The organism is Sphingomonas sp. Leaf343 (assembly GCF_001423765.1).
Classification (GTDB): Bacteria; Pseudomonadota; Alphaproteobacteria; order Sphingomonadales; family Sphingomonadaceae; genus Sphingomonas.
In genome coordinates this window covers 214,010-232,787 of the sequence record NZ_LMPG01000013.1, presented here as the reverse complement: position 1 = coordinate 232,787, position 18,778 = coordinate 214,010, and the positions used below count along the sequence as shown (strand labels likewise).

At 67.2% G+C, this 18,778-nt stretch carries 12 protein-coding genes; 4 read left to right on the top strand and 8 right to left on the bottom strand.

From position 1 onward, the window contains the following. Nucleotides 1–26: 26 nt before the first annotated feature. The gene (locus ASG07_RS12260; RefSeq protein WP_055846759.1) at nt 27–3,113 is read right to left on the bottom strand and encodes a glycoside hydrolase family 2 TIM barrel-domain containing protein; all 3,087 of its coding nucleotides are present in this window, start codon (nt 3,111–3,113) and stop codon (nt 27–29) included. A 194-nt stretch (nt 3,114–3,307) separates the two neighbouring features. On the opposite strand from ASG07_RS12260, the gene ASG07_RS12255 reads away from it, so the two are divergent. Then, on the top strand, nt 3,308–3,832 hold the full coding sequence (locus ASG07_RS12255) for a gamma carbonic anhydrase family protein (RefSeq protein ID WP_055846756.1): 525 nt from the start codon (nt 3,308–3,310) through the stop codon (nt 3,830–3,832). Between the two features lie 17 nt (nt 3,833–3,849). Here the strand turns inward: ASG07_RS12255 and ASG07_RS12250 are convergent, their stop codons facing one another. The 4 genes from ASG07_RS12250 to ASG07_RS12235 form a co-directional block, all read right to left on the bottom strand. After that, the gene (locus tag ASG07_RS12250; RefSeq protein WP_055846752.1) at nt 3,850–5,337 is read right to left on the bottom strand and encodes a tryptophan halogenase family protein; all 1,488 of its coding nucleotides are present in this window, start codon (nt 5,335–5,337) and stop codon (nt 3,850–3,852) included. Further along, nucleotides 5,334–6,359 carry a cupin-like domain-containing protein gene (locus ASG07_RS12245; protein WP_055847136.1) on the bottom strand — a complete coding sequence of 342 codons (1,026 nt, stop codon included), beginning with the start codon at nt 6,357–6,359 and terminating at the stop codon, nt 5,334–5,336. The genes ASG07_RS12250 and ASG07_RS12245 overlap by 4 nt, the downstream gene beginning before the upstream one ends. A 17-nt stretch (nt 6,360–6,376) precedes the next feature. Beyond that, the gene (locus ASG07_RS12240) at nt 6,377–7,063 is read right to left on the bottom strand and encodes a SapC family protein (protein WP_055846748.1); all 687 of its coding nucleotides are present in this window, start codon (nt 7,061–7,063) and stop codon (nt 6,377–6,379) included. Between the two features lie 208 nt (nt 7,064–7,271). Beyond that, nucleotides 7,272–10,442, bottom strand: coding sequence for a TonB-dependent receptor (locus ASG07_RS12235; protein ID WP_082474772.1), 3,171 nt, complete (start codon nt 10,440–10,442; stop codon nt 7,272–7,274). Nucleotides 10,443–10,618: 176 nt separating this feature from the next. Here ASG07_RS12235 and ASG07_RS12230 point away from each other — a divergent pair, with 176 nt between their 5' ends. Both ASG07_RS12230 and ASG07_RS12225 read left to right on the top strand, forming a co-directional pair. Further along, nucleotides 10,619–11,653: a LacI family DNA-binding transcriptional regulator gene (locus ASG07_RS12230; protein WP_082474771.1), complete on the top strand. Its 1,035-nt coding sequence runs from the start codon at nt 10,619–10,621 to the stop codon at nt 11,651–11,653. Nucleotides 11,654–11,757: 104 nt separating this feature from the next. After that, nucleotides 11,758–13,176 (top strand): glycoside hydrolase family 125 protein, encoded by a 1,419-nt coding sequence (locus ASG07_RS12225; RefSeq protein ID WP_055847126.1) that lies wholly within the window; start codon nt 11,758–11,760, stop codon nt 13,174–13,176. Nucleotides 13,177–13,218: 42 nt separating this feature from the next. Here the strand turns inward: ASG07_RS12225 and ASG07_RS12220 are convergent, their stop codons facing one another. Genes ASG07_RS12220 through ASG07_RS12210 form a run of 3 tightly spaced genes read right to left on the bottom strand, consistent with a single transcriptional unit; the run spans nt 13,219 to nt 15,798 of the window. Further along, complete coding sequence (locus ASG07_RS12220; RefSeq protein ID WP_055847122.1) at nt 13,219–14,004, bottom strand: SDR family NAD(P)-dependent oxidoreductase; 786 nt, start codon at nt 14,002–14,004, stop codon at nt 13,219–13,221. Nucleotides 14,005–14,029: 25 nt separating this feature from the next. Beyond that, complete coding sequence (locus tag ASG07_RS12215; RefSeq protein ID WP_055846744.1) at nt 14,030–15,214, bottom strand: zinc-dependent alcohol dehydrogenase; 1,185 nt, start codon at nt 15,212–15,214, stop codon at nt 14,030–14,032. Beyond that, nucleotides 15,211–15,798 carry an SRPBCC family protein gene (locus ASG07_RS12210; RefSeq protein WP_055847117.1) on the bottom strand — a complete coding sequence of 196 codons (588 nt, stop codon included), beginning with the start codon at nt 15,796–15,798 and terminating at the stop codon, nt 15,211–15,213. The genes ASG07_RS12215 and ASG07_RS12210 overlap by 4 nt, the downstream gene beginning before the upstream one ends. A 237-nt stretch (nt 15,799–16,035) precedes the next feature. Here ASG07_RS12210 and ASG07_RS12205 point away from each other — a divergent pair, with 237 nt between their 5' ends. Further along, entirely contained in the window at nt 16,036–18,762 is a 2,727-nt protein-coding gene (locus tag ASG07_RS12205) for a TonB-dependent receptor (protein ID WP_055846741.1), read from the top strand. Nucleotides 18,763–18,778 lie beyond the last annotated feature (16 nt).

Below are 18,778 nucleotides of genomic sequence, written 5' to 3'. Positions count from 1 at the left end.
CCAGTGCCGGATCGTCGTGCGTGCCCCTATCGATCCGCGCCGATCGTGAACGACCATATCATCGGTTCGAGCGCGATGCGGTAGGGCATGTGGGGGCGGCCATCGAGGCTCCAGCCGGTGTCGCCGCCGACGCCCGCCTGCGCGGCATCGACCAGCAGCGTGCCGTTGCCGTGCGGGCGGATGTCGCTGCTGTGCCTGGCACTGTTCAGGTCGGCGTAGGGGAAGGGCAGGGCGTTGACCGACAGCGGCTGTCCACCGGTGACGCGCAGGCCCGGGACGTCCCGGCCGGTCAGCGCGATCCAGCGGACGTCCTGTTTGGAGCCGGACTCCTGCGGCCGTGCATAGCCATGATACTGGTCGGCCAGCGCACCCTGCCAGATCGCGATCTGGCCGCCGGTCTTGCGATCGGCATAGGTTTCCTGCGGCCCGCGTCCGTACCACCGCACCCGGTCGAGTGCCGGCGGAGTGGCGAAGGTCAGGCCGACGCGAAGCGGATCGGGCAGGGTGTCGCGGACGGGCGTGAACTGCACGTCGGCGCGGGCTGTGCCGTCCGCCGCCATCGTCCAGCGCGTCGTCGTCCTGACCGAGCCGACGCCCATGCTATGATCGACGACGATCGCATCGCCGTCCGCCGCGACACCGTCGACGCGGCGATTCTCGGAGAACTGCTTCCACATCGCGTGCGATTTGACGACGCCGGTGCCGACGTCGTTGTCGGTCGGCGCGCGCCAGAAATCGGGTGCGCCGCCGCTGAGCAATATGGTGCCACCGCGGGTGTAGCTGTGGACGAGACCCGTGGTGCGGTCGATCGTCAGCACCGCATCGCCGGCGGAGAGGGTCAGCGCATCGGCCGTTTCGGCGGGACGGACGTTCGTCGCGACCGGTGCGAGCGGGCGCGGCGGGGTGAGCGGGAACTGTTCCCAGCCGACGACATGCCCGGCGGGGACCATCGGGATCGCGCCCGCCTTCGCCCGCGCGCGCAGGACGAGGATGCGTTCGGCGCCGGCTTGCCGCGCGGGTGGCGGGGTGAAGTTCAGCGAGCTGCGGCCGCCGGGGGCCAGTTGCGGCGTCGGGATGCTGCCCGTCGCGACGGCGCGGCCGTCCTCCATCATCGTCCAGTCCAGCGTGAAGCGCGACAGGTCGATATGGTCGTGGCGGTTCGTCACCGCGAAACCGGGGCGCATCTGTTCGAAGGCGATCGGCGACTGCACCTTGGCCAGCTCGTAATATTCGGGGTCGGGTGTCCGGTCGGAGCGGATCACGCCGTCGCCGACCGGGCTGTCGTCGCCGCCCTTGTTAGCGAAGTCCGGCCCCTGCGCCCAGTATTCGCGGCCCTGCGCGTCCTTCCGGATGATCGTCTGGTCGACCCAGTCCCAGACGAAGCCGCCCTGCAGTCTCTTGTGGCTGCGGAAAACATCCCAGTAATCGGCGAAATTGCCGAGGCTGTTGCCCATCGCGTGCGCGTATTCGCACAGGATCAGCGGCTGGGTCAGGCCGGGCTGTTCGGCATAGTCGGCGATCTTGCCGATATCGTCGTACATCGGCGCGAAGATGTCGACATAGGTGTTCACCGGGTGTCGCCACCCGCTCATGCTCCAGCCGAGAAAGCTGACGAGGCGGGTGCGGTCGCGCGCCTTCACCCATTTCGCCGCCGCTTCGAAGCTGGTGCCGATGCCGGTCTCGTTGCCCAGCGACCAGAAGATGATCGACGGGTGGTTCTTGTCGCGTTCGACCATGCGCTGGACGCGGTCGAGATGCGCGGGTTTCCATTTCGGGTCGTTGCCGAGCAGGACCGTCGGGTCGTTGTTCCGCTCCTGCGACAGGCTGAGATAGCCGTGGCTCTCGATATTGGCCTCATCCATGACGTACAGGCCGTACTCGTCGGCGAGATCGTACCAGCGCGGGTCGTTGGGGTAGTGGGACGTGCGGACCGCGTTGATATTGGCCTGCTTCATCAGTTCGATGTCGCGGCGCATCGTCGCTTCCGACACGATGCGGAAGGTGCGGGGATCATGTTCGTGGCGGTTGACGCCGCGGATCATGATGCGGCGGCCGTTGACGCGGACCTCGCCGCCCGCGACCTCTACAGTGCGGAAGCCGATGCGGCGGCTGGTCGCCTCGATCAGCTTCCCGTCGGCGTCGAGCAGTTCGACGAGCAGCGTATAGAGATCGGGGGTTTCCGCGGTCCAGCGACGGATCGAGGGGATGGTGCCGTTCAGGGTAACGCCGCTGCCCGTGACGTCGCCGTCGCGGGTCAGGACGGAAGTCTTGCCGTCCAGCACCGTCGCGCGGACGCGGGTCGGGCGCGTATCGCCGGCAACGTCGACTTTCAGCGCCAGCGTGCCGTCACGATAGGCGGGGTCGAGCCCCGCCTCCACCGACAGGTCGCGCAGGCGAGTGGTGGGGGCGGCGTAGAGCGTGACGCTGCGTTCGAACCCGTTGACGCGCCAGAAATCCTGATCTTCCAGATAGCTGCCGTCGGCGTAGCGATAGAGTTCGATCGCGACGCTGTTGCGGCCCGGTTTCGCGGCGGCGGTGACGTCGAACTCGGCGGGAAGCTTGCTGTCCTCCGAATAGCCGACACGCACCCCGTTGACCCAGATGTAATAGGCCGCCCCCGCCGCGCCGACCGTCAGCAGCAGGCGGCGGCCCGCGAAATGCGGCGGTACGACGAAGTCGCGGCGATACGAGCCGACCTCGTTGAGTTTGTGGTCGATCCACGGCTGGTTGCGCGGAAACGGATAGCCGCTGCCGACGAAGACCGGGCCGCCATGCCCCGTGGCCTGAAGGATGCCGGGCACCTGCATCGTGCCCCAGCCGGACACATCGTACCCGGGCTGCTGGAAACCGGCGGGCCGGCTTTCCGGCGTCGGCGACAGGCGGAACCGCCATGCGCCGTCGAGCGACAGGTGGTAGCGGGATCGGCGGACGTCGCGGGACAGTGCGCCGCCGCGCGTCTCGAACCCGTCGAAGGTCGCGCGCATCGGCTCCGCGCCCTGACGGATGACGCCGGGCTGTTCCCATTCCGCAGGGTTGGCGACCTGCGCGGCGGCGGGGAGGACAGGCGTCGCCAGCAGGAGTGCGATCATCGCGGGGCGGATGAGATGGGTCATCAATGGTCCTGACGATAGCCGTGGGCGTACAACCGGATACGATATCCGTTTGCGGCGGCTACATCGGGGCGACAAGTGAAATCAGGCGGATCGGGTCTTTCCAAGCGAGCGGACTTCGGCAGAATGGCGGGCGACCGACCTTTCACGCAGGAAAAGAGGAAGACCATGACCCTCACCGGCCGGACACCGCGCTGATGCCGCGCTATCGCATCGACGGCCACAGCCCGCAGGTGCCGGCGTCAAGCTGGATCGCGCCGTCCGCCGACCTGATCGGCGACGTGCAACTGGGCGAGCAGGTCGGCATCTGGTTCGGTGCGGTGATCCGCGCGGACAACACGCCGATCGTGCTGGGCGACCGGACGAACATCCAGGAGGGGGCGATGCTGCATTCCGATCCCGGATCGCCGCTGACCGTCGGGGCGGACTGCACGGTCGGGCATCACGCGATCCTGCACGGGTGTACGCTGGGCGACCGGGTGCTGGTGGGGATGGGCGCGACGGTGCTGAACGGCGCGGTGATCGCCGACGACTGCCTGATCGGCGCGGGCGCGCTGGTGACCGAGGACAAGAGCTTTGCGGCCGGCAGCCTCATCATCGGGTCGCCGGCGCGGGCGGTGAAGGACTTGTCACCGGAGGTGGTTGCGGGCCTGAAGGTGGCGGCGGCGGGCTATGCCGCGCGACAGGCGCATTTCGCGGCTCATCTGGAGCGGCTGGACTGAAACGCCGGGTGGGCGCGTCAGGTGGAAGTGGGGCAGTAGCGGTCGAGGAAGTCCTGATGCGTGGGCAGCGCCTCGACGCCCGCCGCGACGCCTGCCTGCAACTGCGCCAGCGTGTCGCGCAGGCGGCCCGGCGGCATCATCCTCGCGACGTGGTGGTGCGTGCGCGGCTGAAGCCCCTGGCCCAGCATCACCTGTAGCCACGACGTGACGCGGAACAGCTCGTCCGCCCCCTGATAGGCCTGTGCATTGTCGCGGAAGAGCGCGATGCGGTCGGCCAGCGTGTCCGGGATGCCGCCCTCGCGACGGTCGCGCCAGAAGGGCTCGTCCCGCAGGTTGAGGTGATAGTGGAGGACGATGAAGTCGCGCACGCCCTCGATCTCGCGGCGGGACTGGTCGTTGTAGCGGGCGACGGTTGCGGGGCTGATGCCGTCGAACGGGAATTGCTGCACCAGCCGCGTCATCGCGACCATGATGAGGTGGAGGCTGGTCGATTCCAGCGGCTCGACGAACCCGCCCGCGAGGCTGAGGGCGATGCAGTTGCCGTGCCACGACCGAAGCCGGCGACCGGTGCGGAAGCGGATCAGGCGCGGGTCGGTCACCGTCTCCCCTTCGACCGAGGCGAGCAGGCGATCGTGCGCGGCGTCGTCCGACAGGTGGTCGGCGCTGTAGACCAGCCCGTTGCCGACGCGGTGCTGGAGCGGGATCTGCCAGCGCCAGCCGGCATCGTGTGCGACGGCGCGGGTATAGGGCACCGCCGGCCCGACCGCCTTCGTCTGCACCGCAAGCGCGCGGTTGGTGGGCAGCCAGTGGCCCCAATCCTCGAACCCGATCCCCAGGGTGTCGCCGATCAGCAGCGCGCGGAAGCCGGTGCAGTCGAGGAACAGGTCGCCTGCGATCCGCTGGCCGTCGTCCAGGTGCAGGGCGGCGATGTGGCCGGTGTCGCTGTCCTGTTCGATGCGGGCGATGCGACCCTCGATCCGGGTCAGTCCCGCCGCCTCGCACCGGGCGCGCAGGTACCGGGCATAACGGCCGGCGTCGAAATGATAGGCGTAGTTCAGCCGGTCCTGCCCGCCGGTGGCGAAACGGCCGGCGAGCGCGGCCTCGTGTTCGACGCAGTACGCTCCGATCGGCGCGGCGATGCCCTGCGCGCGCGCCTCCAGCCAGAAATGCTGGAAGTCGCCCATCCAGGTCGATCGGCCGACATCGCCGAACGAGTGGATGTAGCGCTCGCCGGGGCGCGTCCAGTTCTCGAACGAGATGCCCAGTTTGAAGCTGGCACCGGTCGCGGCCATGAACTCGCGCTCGTCGAGGCCGATCAGCGCGTGAAAGGCCTGTATGGTCGGGATCGTCGCCTCGCCGACGCCGACCGTGCCGATCTCGTCGGATTCGACCAGAACGACGTCGATCAGCGGGCCGAGCTGGTGCGTCAGGATCGCGGCGGCGAGCCAGCCCGCAGTGCCGCCGCCGGCGATGACGACGCGGGTGCGTTTCGGGGTGTCGGTCATCGGTTGAGCCGTTCCAGCAGGCGGGCGCGCAACCGGCGCGCGGCGCGATCGTCGAGGGTGGCCAGGTCGCCGTGCATCTGTTCGGGCAGGTGCGCGGCGGGACGGCCGCTGTCGCCCCAGACGTAATAATCGAACAGGCCGGCCCAGGCGCGCTTCTCCGCCGCCGGCCGGTCGCGCAACGACAGCAGGGCGTGGAGCAGCGTCGTCATCGGACTGTCGAGGAAGGCGGGGGCGTCGTTCCACCAATAGTTTATCATGACGTTGAACGCGCCTAGCGCCTCGACATTGTGCCACCACAGCGCGGGGTAGAAGAGGACGTCGCCGGGTTCCAGATCGGCGACCTGCGCGGTCGCCGCCGCTTCCGCGAAGCCGGGATAGCGATCGAGGTCCGGCGCGCGGAGGTCGACCATGCTGACGACCTGACCGCCGGGCGTCGGCTCCAGCGGGCCGGGGTAGAGGTTGGCGATCTGGTCGGGCGGGAACAGCGTGAAGCGGCGCGGGCCGACCATGCAGCACGCCAGATTGTTCGACATGTCGTAATGCGTGGCGGCGGTGGTGCGGTTGCCGATCCAGATGCTGGCGAGCGCGGGGTCGCGACCCTCCACGGGCGGCGGCAGCGGCAGGTCGTTCTCCGCGCGAAGGCCCGGCAGATAACGGTCGAGATCGGTGGAGCCGAGATAGAAGGACGGCGCGGCGGGATCGCCGAGGTGCGCGACGATGCGGTCGAGATAGTCGGACAGTCCGACGCGGCGGGCATCGAAATTCAGGCCGCTGAAATCGTCGCGGTAGAAGAAACGACCGCCGATCGCCGGATCGCCGGTATAGCCGACCACGGGCCGGCCCGCGTCGAACCGCTTGAGATAGGCCATCGCCTCCTTTGGCCCGCGCCGTCCCGCCGCGACCAGCGGCCAGTCGGCGGCGAGACCGCGCAGGATGACCGGCTCCTGCGCCGACAGCAGCGCGGCGGGCGAGAAGTCCGTCAGGGTCGCGCCCGCGATCTCGCGCGTGCGACGCTCCGTGATCGCGGGCAGGCGGCCCGTCACGACGCGTCGCGCTCCTGTCGCAGGGCGATCAGGTGGTTGATGTTCTCCAGCGACGCCGCCGCCATATAGGCGATACGGAGTATGCCGCTCTGCGACAGGCGCTGGAGCGTCGCGCTGTCGAGCGCCGCGAGTCGGTCCTGCGCGACGACGTGGATGTCGGGAACGACGTAGCTCTGCCCGTCGCCGAGATCGATCGCGATCTGCGTCGGGTGGAGCAGCCCGGCCTCCGCCAGGGCCGCGAAGGTCGGGGCCATCGATCGCTGTCCCTCGGCGACGACATCAAGGACGCGGGCGATGTGCTGGAGATAGGGGGCCTGTCCGCCGTGGCGGAGGAAGAGGGGTTCGCCGTCACCGGTGCCGACGCGGGGATCGTCGCGGTCGATCTGGATAGTGTCGTCGGTTCGCGCGAACGGGCCACGCTGGCGGATGGCGGGGACGTAGCGCGCCTGCCAGCGATCGCCGCGCAGGAACAGGTTCTCGTTCAGGTCGAGGCCGAGCAGCGCGACCGCATAGAATGCGCCGTCCTGCTGCCGGAACACGATCGGGTATTCGCGCTGCACCTGTTCGAACTCGGTCGGGAACACCAGCATCTGGTTCACCGCATCGCCCAGATCGGCCCCGTAGCGGATCGCCACCGTCAGGTCGGCATGATCGATATTGTCGAGGGGAACGCGGTCAGTCATCGCCGGACGATCCTGGCTTCGGGGACGGATGAGGATGGCGCAGGTCGGATGGCGGGGATCATAGGTCGCCGGGATGGCGGCTCAAGGGAGAAGTGCGTTCGCCGCCGTCGCCATCGGCCATCGTGGGGGCGTTGCGCGAGGCGGCGATCCGCCCGCGCCGGATTGCGGAAAAGGGGCCGCCCTCCGCCGGGCGGCCCCCTTCGTCCGGTCAGAAGCGGAAGCGGGCACCCGCGAGCAGGCGGGGCTTCAGTTCCTGTGCGAACACCAGCGCCTTCTTGTCGCGGCCATATTGGCGCAGCGGCTCGCTGGTCAGGTTCACGCCCTCGAACGACAGCGCGATATTGTCCGTCAGCTCGTAGCTGATGTTGAAATCGAGCGTGCCGAACGCTGCGTTGAACAACGGGTTGCGATCGTCGCCCTGGTTGGTCGCCGCGAGGAACTTCGCCCGCCAGTTATAGGTGACGCGCGCCGACAGACCGTTCTTGTCGTAGATCAGCGAGCCGTTGGCGCTGTCGCCCAGACCGGTCAACGCAAACACGTTGACGTCCGGATCGGCGGCGATGTCGACGTTCACGTTGCCGTCGACCTTGGTGTACGACGCCGACACACCGAAGCCGGTGTTGCCGAAGAAGTGCTGGCCGGCGAGTTCGAAGCCATAGATGTGGCCGTCGCGGTTGTTGATCGGCTGCGCCACCGCGAAGTTGAACAGCGGGTCCTCCGGGTTGGCGAGCACGTCGACCGCGCGCAACGTCGAATCGACGAAGGTCTGGTTGAGCGCCCCGCCCGGCGAGCGGTTGGCCTGGAAGGTGGCGTCCGCCTGCGCGGTGTTGCCGCCGTTCTGGACCAGCAGCGCCGTGTAGGTGAACAGGTTCACGTCGCTGAGGTCGGCGGCGAGTGCCGCCAGCCGCTGTGCCGCGACGCCCGAGCGCGTACCGGCCGCGCCGGAGGTCGGATCGCGCAGGCCGAACAGGTTGCGGTTGAACACGCCCTGACCGATGAAATTGCGGACCCGCTTGTCGAAGAAGCCTGCCGACACGAAACTGGACGGCTTGTAATACCATTCCAGCGACAGATCGAAATTGTCCGAGACGAGCGGACGCAGGTCGGCGTTGCCGCTGCTGCCGCCCGGCTGCCCGCCCAGGAAGGTCGGGCGTCCCGGCGTACCCGCCGTCGTCGACGAGAACAGGTTGCCGTAGTCGGGCCGTGCCAGCGTGCGGCTGGCCGAGGCGCGGGCGATGACGTTGTTCGCGACCTCGATGTTGAAATCGACCGCGGGCAGCAGGTTGGAGTATTTGCCCTTGGACAGGATTTCCTGCGGCGTCGCGGCGGCACCGGTCGGGAAGCGGATGCCGAAGTCGTTGTCGGCTTCCCACGCGATCGCGGACGGCACGACCTGAAGCGCGCGCGAGCGGACCCGTGTCTGTTCGTACCGGGTGCCGAACACGAGGTTGGCGGCGCGGCCGGCGATCTCCCCCTTCCACGTGATCTGGCCGTAGATCGCCCAGACCTTCTCGCCGACCTGATCAAAATCGTTGGCGGTCTGGTTGACCGGGTTGGCCGCATAGAAGCTGGAAAAGATGTTGTTCAGGTCGACGGCGTTGCCGCGGAAGGCGATCAGCGCCGCGTCGGCGGAGCGTGGCTTGTAGCGATCGAACTTGCAGGTCAGACAGAAGGTGTCGACGACGTTGCCGGCCAGCCGCTCGACGATGCCGGGATCGTTGATGCCCCAGTCGCCCAACTGCTGCTGCGTCTGCGTGCGGCGGCTGGTCATCAGCGAGTCGGTATAGGTGCCGCCGAAGTCGAACCGGCTGCCGCCGCCCAGATCCCAGCCGAGATCGGCGCGCGCGCCGTCGATGCGCTGCTTCTGCGCGGATGTGACCGTGCGCGCGATCTGCGTGCCGAGATCGCCCAGGTCGAGGACGCCGTTGCCGTTGCCGCGCAGCGCATCGTTGATCGTCGACGCCTGGACCGGGAAGCCGCTGCTGAAGTCGAGCGACTGCGAAGCGATGACGGGGGCGCCGAGGCTGATGAGCGTCGACGACGTGCCGTTCTTCGCATCGGGATCAGACTTGGAGATCGCGTGATAGCCGTCGACGTTCAGCGACAGGGTGTCCGTCATCTCCCACTTGCCGTTCAGGCCGTAGGACTGGAGCTGCGTCTTGGTGGCGCGGAACTGCTGTTCGTAGCCGGCATCCTTCACGCCGTTGATGTTCTCCTGAAGGAACGTCGTGGTGGCGATGACGGGGTTTTCGTCGAACGTCACCTGCGCGAAGGGGCGGTTGAACCAGTTGCCCTGCTCGCTGCGCTGCTCCTGCAACCGGTTTTGCGCGAACAGCGCGTCGGCGGTGAAGGTCAGGCGGTCGGTCGGCTTGAACTGCGCCACGGCCTGACCGTTGATGCGCTCGCGCTTGTTCTCGGAGAACTGGTAGCGGCTGTCGTTGGGGACCAGCACGAACGGCGTCGTCGGACGGTTGGTGATTTGGGTCGCCGCGTTGATGTACGGACCGGCGGTGTTGAAGAAGGTCGCGTTCGGGACGACGTTGAAATAGTTCGGGTTGCTCTGCGCCGAGGTGCTGTCGCGGCGCTGATAGCTGCCGAATGCGGACACGCCGAACGTGCCGCCGTCGTTCTTCCAGTTCAGCAGGCCGGACAGTTCCGGCAGGACCTTCTTGCCTTTACCATTGTCGACGCTGGTATCGTACAGCGCCTTGGCTCCCAGCGAGCCGCTCAGCCCGTCCTCGCGCGCATCGAGCGGGCGACGGGTGACGACGTTGATCGCCGCGCCGATGCCGCCCGACGGGATCGCGGCGCGGCCGGTCTTGTAGACCTCCAGCGTCGAGACGCCTTCGGAGGCGAGGTTCTGGAAATCGAACGAGCGGCCGGTGCCGCGCGCGAAGTCGCCGCCGCCGCTGGTATCGACGTTCGACGCGGGCAACTGGCGGCCGTTGAGCGTCACGAGGTTGAAGCCGCCGGAGAAGCCGCGGACGGAGACCTGCGAGCCCTCGCCGTTGACGCGGTTGATCGACACGCCGGTGATGCGCTGGAGCGATTCGGCGAGGTTGGTGTCGGGGAACTTGCCGATGTCCTCGGCGGAGATCGCGTCGACGACGCCGGCCGAGTTGCGCTTGATGTCGATCGCGCGATCGAGGCTGGCGCGGATGCCGGTGACGACGATGTCGGCGTCCTGAGTCGCATCTGCGGGGTCCTGCCCCGTCGGCTGCACGGCGGTGCCGGTGGCCTGCGCCCCGGTACCCGGCTGTGCGTTGGTGACCGAATCGGTCGTCTGCGCCGCGGCGGCGGCCGGTAGTGCCATGCACATCGTCAACGTCCAGATCGACGTCGACCGCGCAAGAGCGGACAGAACTGCAGAGCCCTTCATGATATCCTCCCGTATTGCGGCTTTACGCCGCCCCTGACCCGACCGTTTTTTGCTATCGGTCTTGTGGTAACGCTATCAGACTGTCCGACGTTGTCAATTGCCTTAAACGCCTGTAATCAGCCCTGTCGATCGCGGGAATAGTATACTGCGGCGATCCCTTTACCCGAGGATCCGTATTGGAAAGCGCGCCCAGACGGGCAACGATCGTCGATGTCGGCCGACGCGCGGGCGTTTCGGCCAAGACGGTGTCACGCGTCCTGAACGGCGAGCCGCATGTCAGCGCCGCGGTTCAGCAGCGGGTTCGCGACGCGGCGGAGGCGCTGCATTATCACCCCAACATGCTGGCGCGTGCGCTGGTGCGGCAGCGATCGATGCTGCTCGGCCTCGTTTATGAAAATCCGTCCGCCAGCTATGTCGTGGAGCTTCAGCGCGGAATGCTGACGCGGCTGGCGAACGGGCCTTACCGGCTGGTCGTATTCCCGATCGCGTCGATCATCGAACGCAGCGGAGAGGTTGCGGGGCTGTTGCGGTCCGCGGGGCTGGACGGGGTGGTCCTGGCACCGCCAGCGGCGGACGACCTTCGCATCCTGAACGATCTGGCGGCGGCGGGTATTCGTTGTGCGCGGATCGGACCGTCGCGCGGGATCGAACTCGCGCCGAGCAACCTGGTGGACGACATCACGGCGGCGCGGGAAGTCGCCGCACATGTCATCGCGCTCGGCCATCGGCAGGTCGGGATCATCAAGGGGCTGGCCTCGCACGCCGCCAGCGAGGCGCGGGCGATGGGGTATAGCCAGGCGTTCTTCGCGGCGGGCGTGCCGATGCGGCTCGATCTGGTCGAGCAGGGGGATTTCACGCAGGAGAGCGGCCACGCGGCGGCGCACCGCCTGCTGGCGCGGCCCGATGCGCCGACCGCCATATTGGCGCAGAACGACGACATGGCGGTGGGCGCGCTGCTCGCCGCGCGCGAGCGGGGGCTGACGGTGCCGGACGACCTGACGCTGGCGGGGTTCGACGACTCCGAGATCTCCCGCGTCTGCTGGCCGCCGCTGACGACCGTGCGGCAGCCGGTGTTCGACATGGCGGTGGAGGCGACGGACATGGTCATCGCCCAGCTTGAGGGGCGCAAGGCGACCGCGCGGCAGGATCATGCCCACCAGTTGCTGGTCCGCGCGTCCTCCGCCCCGCCCCGGCCGGCGGGGGTGGGCTGACGCGCCGTCGCTGACAGCGTTGACAGCGATCCCTCGACGCATGGCGCGGGCTGGGCTTTTCCCGCGAAAAGGGTGAAGGAGCCTTTCGTTTTCGGGAGGCGATGATGACGGTGACGCGGCGGACGGTGATGGCGACGGGCGGGTTGCTGGCGGCGATGCCGCGGATCGGCCGGGCGGCGGACGCGCCGCTGGCGAGCCGGCGTCCGGCCCCGAAGGACCGCCGCTTCGTCAGCCCGGCGGTGGAGCGGGAGATCGTGCGCGTAGCAACGCGCATCGGCGATCCGGAGCTGCGGTGGATGTTCGGGAATTGCTATCCGAACACGCTCGACACGACGGTGAAGATGGGGGTCGTCGACGGCAAGCCGGACGCATTCGTCATCACCGGCGACATCCCGTGCCTGTGGCTGCGCGATTCGGCGGCGCAGGTGCGGCCGTATCTGCACCTCGTGCCGTCGGACCCGAAGCTGGCGGAGCTGTTCCGCGGCCTGATCGCGCGGCAGGCGCGGTCGATCCTGATCGATCCCTATGCCAACGCGTTCATGGAAGACCCGACCGCGAAGAGCGATCTGGAATGGTCGCAGTCGGATTTGACCGAGATGAAGCCCGGCGTCGGCGAGCGGAAGTGGGAGGTCGATTCGCTCTGCTACGCGATGCGGCTGGCGCATGATTACTGGTCGGCGACGCGCGACCCGCGACCGTTCGACGCGACCTGGGCGCAGAGCGCGCGCGCGATCGTCCGCACCTTTCGCGAGCAGCAGCGCAAGGAGGGGCCGGGGCCGTATAGATTCCAGCGCAGCGCGCCGCAGCCAAGCGAGACGTTGCAGGGCGGCTACGGCGCGCCGACGCGGAAAATCGGCCTGATCCATTCCGGGTTCCGGCCGTCCGACGACAGTTGCACCTATCCGTTCCTGATCCCGTCCAACCTGTTCGCGGTGACGACGCTGCGCGAGCTGGCGGTGGTGGCGCAGGGCGCGCGACAGGATGCCGTGCTAGCGGCGGACGCCACCGCGCTGGCGGACGAGGTGGAGCGGGCGCTGCGCGAATATGGCACGATGACGCTGCGTGACGGCCGCAGGGTGTGGGCGTACGAGGTCGACGGGTTCGGGAATGCGGCGTTCATGGACGACGCGAACGTGCCGTCGTTATCGGGGCTCGCGTTCCTCGGCTGCGTCAAAGCCGACGATCCGCTGTGGCGGGCGACGGCGGCGGCGGCGTGGAGCGAGGCGAACCCGTGGTTCTTTCGCGGCAAAGCCGGAGAAGGGATCGGCGGGCCGCATGTCGGCGATGGTCAGATCTGGCCGATGTCGATCATCATGCGCGCCTTCTCCGCGACCGACGATGCGACGATCCGCCAGTGCCTCGCGATGCTGAAGGCGACTCACGGAGGCACGGGGTTCATGCACGAGTCGTTCGACAAGGACGATCCGAAGACCTTCACGCGAAGCTGGTTCGCGTGGACGAATGGGCTGTTCGGGCAGTTGATCGTGCATCTGGCGACGACGCGGCCGCATCTGTTGGCATGAGGTCTGCCGCTCCCTCCTCTTGAGGGGAGGGAGCGGGAAGATCTATCCCTCGCCCGAACCCGGCTCCGCCATCTTGCGGTGCTGTTCGGCCAGCACCGCGGCCGGCGTGATGCCGGTCATCGCGCCCTGCAGCTTCGTCTTCCAGCCGGAGAAGATCGAGGCCACGCCCTTGTTCATCGCGCTCCAGCCGTCCTGTGCGACATCGACGGGATCGCTCTTGCTGTCCGACTGTCCGACCGACGTGTCGAGCATGTCGCCGCGCGCGAAGAACTCCGTCTCGACGGGGCCGGGTTTCAGCGTGGTGATCGTCACGCCGTCCGCATCCTTGATTTCGTTGCGGATCGCGTCGGTGAAATAGTCGATGAACGACTTGGACGCGTTGTAGACGGCCTGGAACGAGCCGGGGATGTAACCGGCGATCGATCCGGTCACCAGCACCTTGCCCTCGTTGCGGGCGATCATCGCCGGCAGCACCTTTTGCAACAGGTAGATGGTGCCGACGATGTTGGTGTCGATCACGCGCCTCCAGTCTTCGACGCTCTGGTCGAGGAACGCATGGCCAAGGCCCTTGCCGGCGTTGGCGCACAGCACGTCGATGCGGCGGCCGTTCGTTGCGGCCAGCAGCGCGTCGACACCCTCGAACGTCGACAGGTCCGCCTCCAGCGGCGTGACCTCCGTGCCGAACTGGCGAAGATCGTTCGCCGCCGCCTCGATCAGCGGCTCGTCGGCGACGATCAGCACGTCGTAACCGTCCTTGGCGGCGAGCGTCGCCAGTTCGAAGCCGATGCCGGTCGAGGCACCCGTCACGATCGCAAATTTGTCGGCCATCATCACTCTCCTGTCAGTCTAGCGATCAAGCGGCGACCATGCCGGGCTTCAGCACGATCTTGGTCGTCTCGTTCTGCTCGTCGTGGAACATCTTGTAGCCCTTGGGCGCGTCGGTCAGCGGCATGCGATGAGAGATCAGGAACTCGGTCTCGATCTTCCCCTCCATGATCGCGTTGAGCAGGCCAGGCAGGTAATGCTGGACATGGGTCTGCCCGGTCTTGAGCGTCAGACCCTTTTCCATGAACGCGCCGAGCGGAAACTTGTCGACATAGCCGCCATAGACCGCCGGCATCGACACGCGCCCGCCCTTGCGACAGGCGATGATCGCCTGTCGGATCGAATGGGGCCGGTCGGTGCCGAGGAACAGCGACGCCTTCACCTGATCGACGACATTGTCGACGAACAGGCCGTGCGCCTCCAGTCCGACCGCGTCGATCACCGCGTCGGGACCGATGCCGCCGGTCATCTCCATCAGCGCCTCGTAGGTCGCGCTTTCCTTGAAGTTCAGCGTCTCCGCTCCAAACCGTTTCGCAAGTTCCAGCCGGTGCGGGAAGTGATCGATCGCGATCACGCGCTCCGCGCCCATCAGGAATGCCGACTGCACCGCGAACAGCCCGACCGGCCCGCAGCCCCAGACGGCGACCGTATCGCCCGGTTCGATCTGCGCATATTCCGCCGCCTGCCAACCCGTCGGCAGGATGTCGCTGAGGAACAGGACCTTGTCGTCCTCGACCCCGTCGGGGATGACGATCGGACCAACGTCGCTGAACGGCACGCGGACATACTCCGCCTGACCCCCGGCATAGCCGCCGGTCATGTGCGAGTAGCCGAACAGGCCGGACATCTCCGTGCCGTAGAGTTCGCGGGCGATATCCTGATTGTCGGCTGGAAGCCCGTTGGGACAGGCGGAATATTGATGCTTGCCGCAATGGTAGCATTCGCCGCACGCGATCGTGAACGGGACGACCACGCGCTGCCCCTTCTTCAGCGTGGATCGGGACCCGACCTCGACCACTTCGCCCATGAACTCATGGCCCAGAATGTCGCCGGCCTGCATCGTCGGGATGTACCCGTCGTAGAGGTGGAGGTCGGACCCACAGATCGCGGTCGACGTGACCTTGATGATCGCATCGCGCGGATTGACGATCTCGGGATCGGGGACGTTGTCGATGCGGACATCGTGCTTACCGTGCCAGGCGAGCGCTTTCACAATCCCATCTCCTCGAACTGCCCCGGGTTCATTGCGGGGGTGGCGATCTCGCCCGTCTCCAGCAATTGCTTGAAGCGGGTCAGGTCGCGGCGTGCCTGGATCTTCGGTTCGCGCTGGAACATCTTGGCGACGATCCTGCCGACGATGCCCGCGGGCGGGTCGTAGAGGATCGTCGCGCTGACGACCGTGCCGCGCGCACCAGCGTCGCGGAAATCGACGCGGCCTGAATTCGGCACGTCCGCGCCCTCCTCGCTGGTCCACGCGATGAAGCGGTTCTCCGCCTCGTCGGTGACGCGCGCATCCCATTCGACGGCTCCGCCGCCGGGGGCCTTGACCACCCAGTGGGAGCGCTTTTGATCGAGGGTTTCGATGCGGACGACGTTCTCCATGAAGCCCGGCAGGTTCGCGAAGTCGCGGAAATGCGCGAAAACCTCCGCCACCGGCTTGTTGATCGTGACGCTGGCGTTGGCGAAGCTGTCACCCTTGCCTTCCGGCAACTGGCCGGCGGCATCCGCCGGAGCGTCGCTGCGTTTCGAGGTGTCGAGCGGGGCGTCGTCGCTCTGCGGGTTCGCAAGGTCGGCCATCGGATTTCCCATGCTGATCTGGAACAGACAGGGGCGATAGCGCATGCGATCGGTCACGGGTTCCGATCAGCCGTCAAACAAAGCCAATCTTTTCAGTATGTTGATTTGCATCAGTCCAAAAGAAAGCACGACACTTCATTTTTGCCTGCGATATTATAAATCCAATCTGTAACCATTGCATAGCCAAACTGTCACGAACCTCGCCTAGCGCCCCCGCATCAAAACATCGGGGGACTTATGAAGACGTCGACCATTCGGCTGCTCGGCAGCGCGTTCGTATTCTGGGGCGCGGCCACCGGCAGCATCGCTGTCGCGCAGGAGGCGGCACCCGCCGTCGCCGGGGAGACGGCCAGCGAGGCGCTGACCGGCGACATCGTCGTCAACGGCCGTCGCCAGCAGAGCGTGTTGCTGGAGGAGCGCAACAGCATCGGCACGCTCGACATCGTCACCACGGGCGATGTCGCGGTCAACTCGCAGACCGGCGTCGCCGATCTCGCCAAGGCGCTGCCGGGCATCTCCGTCGCGCGCGATCAGGGTCGCAACCAGAGCGCCACGGGCGAGGCGCAGTTCGTGACGATCCGCGGCTTCGACACCGGCTTCAACGCCTATACGCTGGACGGTTTGCGCCTGCCGCAGGTGGCGGGCACATCGCGGGCGATCTCGCTCAACCTGTTCTCGCCGTTCGCGATCGGCGCGATTTCGGCCGACAAGACACCGGGCGCGAACAAGGATGCCGACGCGATCGCCGGCATCATCGACCTGCGCACGCCGACCGCGTTCGACTTCACCGCGCCGTTCATTCGCGGCCGCGTGCTGGCGCAGGGCGCGCAACTGGCGCTTGACCACAAGCAGCAGGGGTTCGGCGGAGCGATCGGCATCGACTTCGCGCGCCGGATGGGCAGCGACGGACAGTTCGGCGTCTACATGGCCGGATATTACGAGGAACGCGCCAATATGGGCGAGTCCACCGCCGTCCAGAACGATTACAAGACGACGCAGCGCAACGTCGGCACCGCGCGCGCCAATGGCGACGCGCTGTCGGCGGACGGCGTGCAATGGAACGTCTACACCAATACGATCAAGCGATACGGAGCCAGCGGGTCGTTTGATTTCCGTAGCGATCCGGTCGATCTCTATACGCGCGTCAACTACGCGACCTATCGCAACACCAACACGATGAACCAGACCGGCCTGCGCAACGAGCTGACGCGGGGGCAGACCAATCCGAATGGCGGCGCGTACAATGCCGCGGGCGTCTACACGCCGCTGGGGATCAATCCGGCCAGCTATTTCCGCACCGAGGATGTCGAGCAGGAGCTGCTCTCCGCACAGGTCGGCGGCAAGGCGCGGCTGGGCGGCGGCATCGTCGCGGCGCTGGAGGGGGCGTACGCCGACGGCCGGTTCGACCAGCCGCAGCGGATCGAGGCGGCGTTCCGGGGCATCGCCTATAACGGCGCGGCGGGGAACACCGGTGCGGCGACCGAGGGCGTCGTGGTCGACCTGTCCAATCCGAAATCGCCGCGGCCGGTGCTGTCGGCGGGGGCGACCGCCTATGTCGGCTCGCTCGACCGGCCGACGCAGCTCTACGTCCAGCAGGGCTACGACTATCTGTCGGAAACGAAGAAGACGGTGAAGGGCAGCCTGGGCTGGGAAGGGCGGGGCTTTCTCGCCAGCGTATCGGTCGGCGGTCTGTACGAGGACTCGCGTCGGGAGGGTCGCAGCCTGACGCCCGATGCGACCCGCTATCGCTTCCTGACGCCGCTTCAGGCGGGCACGGTGCAGGGGCCGTCGATCGCGCAGTATTTCGGCGATGTGCTGACCAGCTTCCTGGATTTCTATCCGCAGCGGCCGTTGAAGCTGCTGTCGCGCAGCCAGCTCGATTCGCAGGTCAGCCAGTTCGTGCCGACGATCGCGGTTCCGGTGGCGACGATCAATCAGGGGCTGCTGGACGGCAAGGAAACGCGCAAGGCGGCCTATGCCACCGCGACGCTGCGCGCGGGCGGGCTGGAGGTGGTGCCGGGCATCCGCTACGAGGACAACGCTTTCTCAGCACGCTATTATCTGTCGGACGCGGACGGTGCGCGCTTCGTGTCCGCCGGGCGTGACTACGACCATATCGACCCCAGCCTGCTCGTCGCGTTCCGGCCGAGCGAGGAGCTGGTCGTGCGTGGCGCGGTGCGGTCGAGCTATGCGCGCCCGTCGTTCGACCAGATCGCCGGCCCCACGCGGATCAGCCGCGATGCGGTGACGAACGCGATCCTGTCGATCACGCAGCCGAACCCCAACCTGAAGCCGGTGGAGGCGTGGAGCTACGACGCCGGGATCGAATATTATGGCGGCGTCGGCCGCTATCTTCAGGTCGCGCTGTATTACAAGGATCTCGACAACATCCTCGTACCCACCGGCGTGCGGTCGGCCGGCGAGACGATCGACGGCATCGTCACGAACCGTCCGATCAACGGCGGCACCGGCAATGCCAAGGGTATCGAGGCCTCGGGCCGCTTCACGCTGGGCGATCTCGTCGGATCGGCGATGCTGGGCAATTTTGGCGTCGGCGGCAACATCACCTATCAGCGGACGCGCGCCAATTACACGATATCGGCGACCGACATCCGCCGCTCCAGCCTGCCCCAGGCACCCGACCTGATCTTCAACGCGGAGGTCTTCTATGCGGGCGGCGGGCTGCGGACGAACCTCTGGTACAATCACACCGGGCGGTTGCTCGCCAGCGTGCAGGACAGCCAGCCCGACATCTACGTCCAGCCGATCGGCGAGCTGAACTTCGGTGCGGCGTACGAGGTGACGGATGCGCTGGAACTGGGCGTGTCGGTGCGCAACCTGCTCGACCAGCACACCTATTGGGCGACGGTCGGCCAGTCGAAGCGGTACATCTCCAACGACCGCAATGGCGGCTATCTGGAGACGGGCCGCGTGTTCCAGTTCAGCCTGACGATGAAAATGTAACGGGAAGATGTAACGG

Coding starts and splice junctions, on each gene's coding strand:
- ASG07_RS12220 (WP_055847122.1), bottom strand. CDS start 14,004: ATGGCCGACAAATTTGCGATCGTGACGGGTGCCTCGACCGGCATCGGC.
- ASG07_RS12225 (WP_055847126.1), top strand. CDS start 11,758: ATGACGGTGACGCGGCGGACGGTGATGGCGACGGGCGGGTTGCTGGCG.
- ASG07_RS12255 (WP_055846756.1), top strand. CDS start 3,308: ATGCCGCGCTATCGCATCGACGGCCACAGCCCGCAGGTGCCGGCGTCA.
- ASG07_RS12260 (WP_055846759.1), bottom strand. CDS start 3,113: ATGACCCATCTCATCCGCCCCGCGATGATCGCACTCCTGCTGGCGACG.
- ASG07_RS12205 (WP_055846741.1), top strand. CDS start 16,036: ATGAAGACGTCGACCATTCGGCTGCTCGGCAGCGCGTTCGTATTCTGG.
- ASG07_RS12235 (WP_082474772.1), bottom strand. CDS start 10,442: ATGAAGGGCTCTGCAGTTCTGTCCGCTCTTGCGCGGTCGACGTCGATC.
- ASG07_RS12240 (WP_055846748.1), bottom strand. CDS start 7,063: ATGACTGACCGCGTTCCCCTCGACAATATCGATCATGCCGACCTGACG.
- ASG07_RS12250 (WP_055846752.1), bottom strand. CDS start 5,337: ATGACCGACACCCCGAAACGCACCCGCGTCGTCATCGCCGGCGGCGGC.
- ASG07_RS12210 (WP_055847117.1), bottom strand. CDS start 15,798: ATGGCCGACCTTGCGAACCCGCAGAGCGACGACGCCCCGCTCGACACC.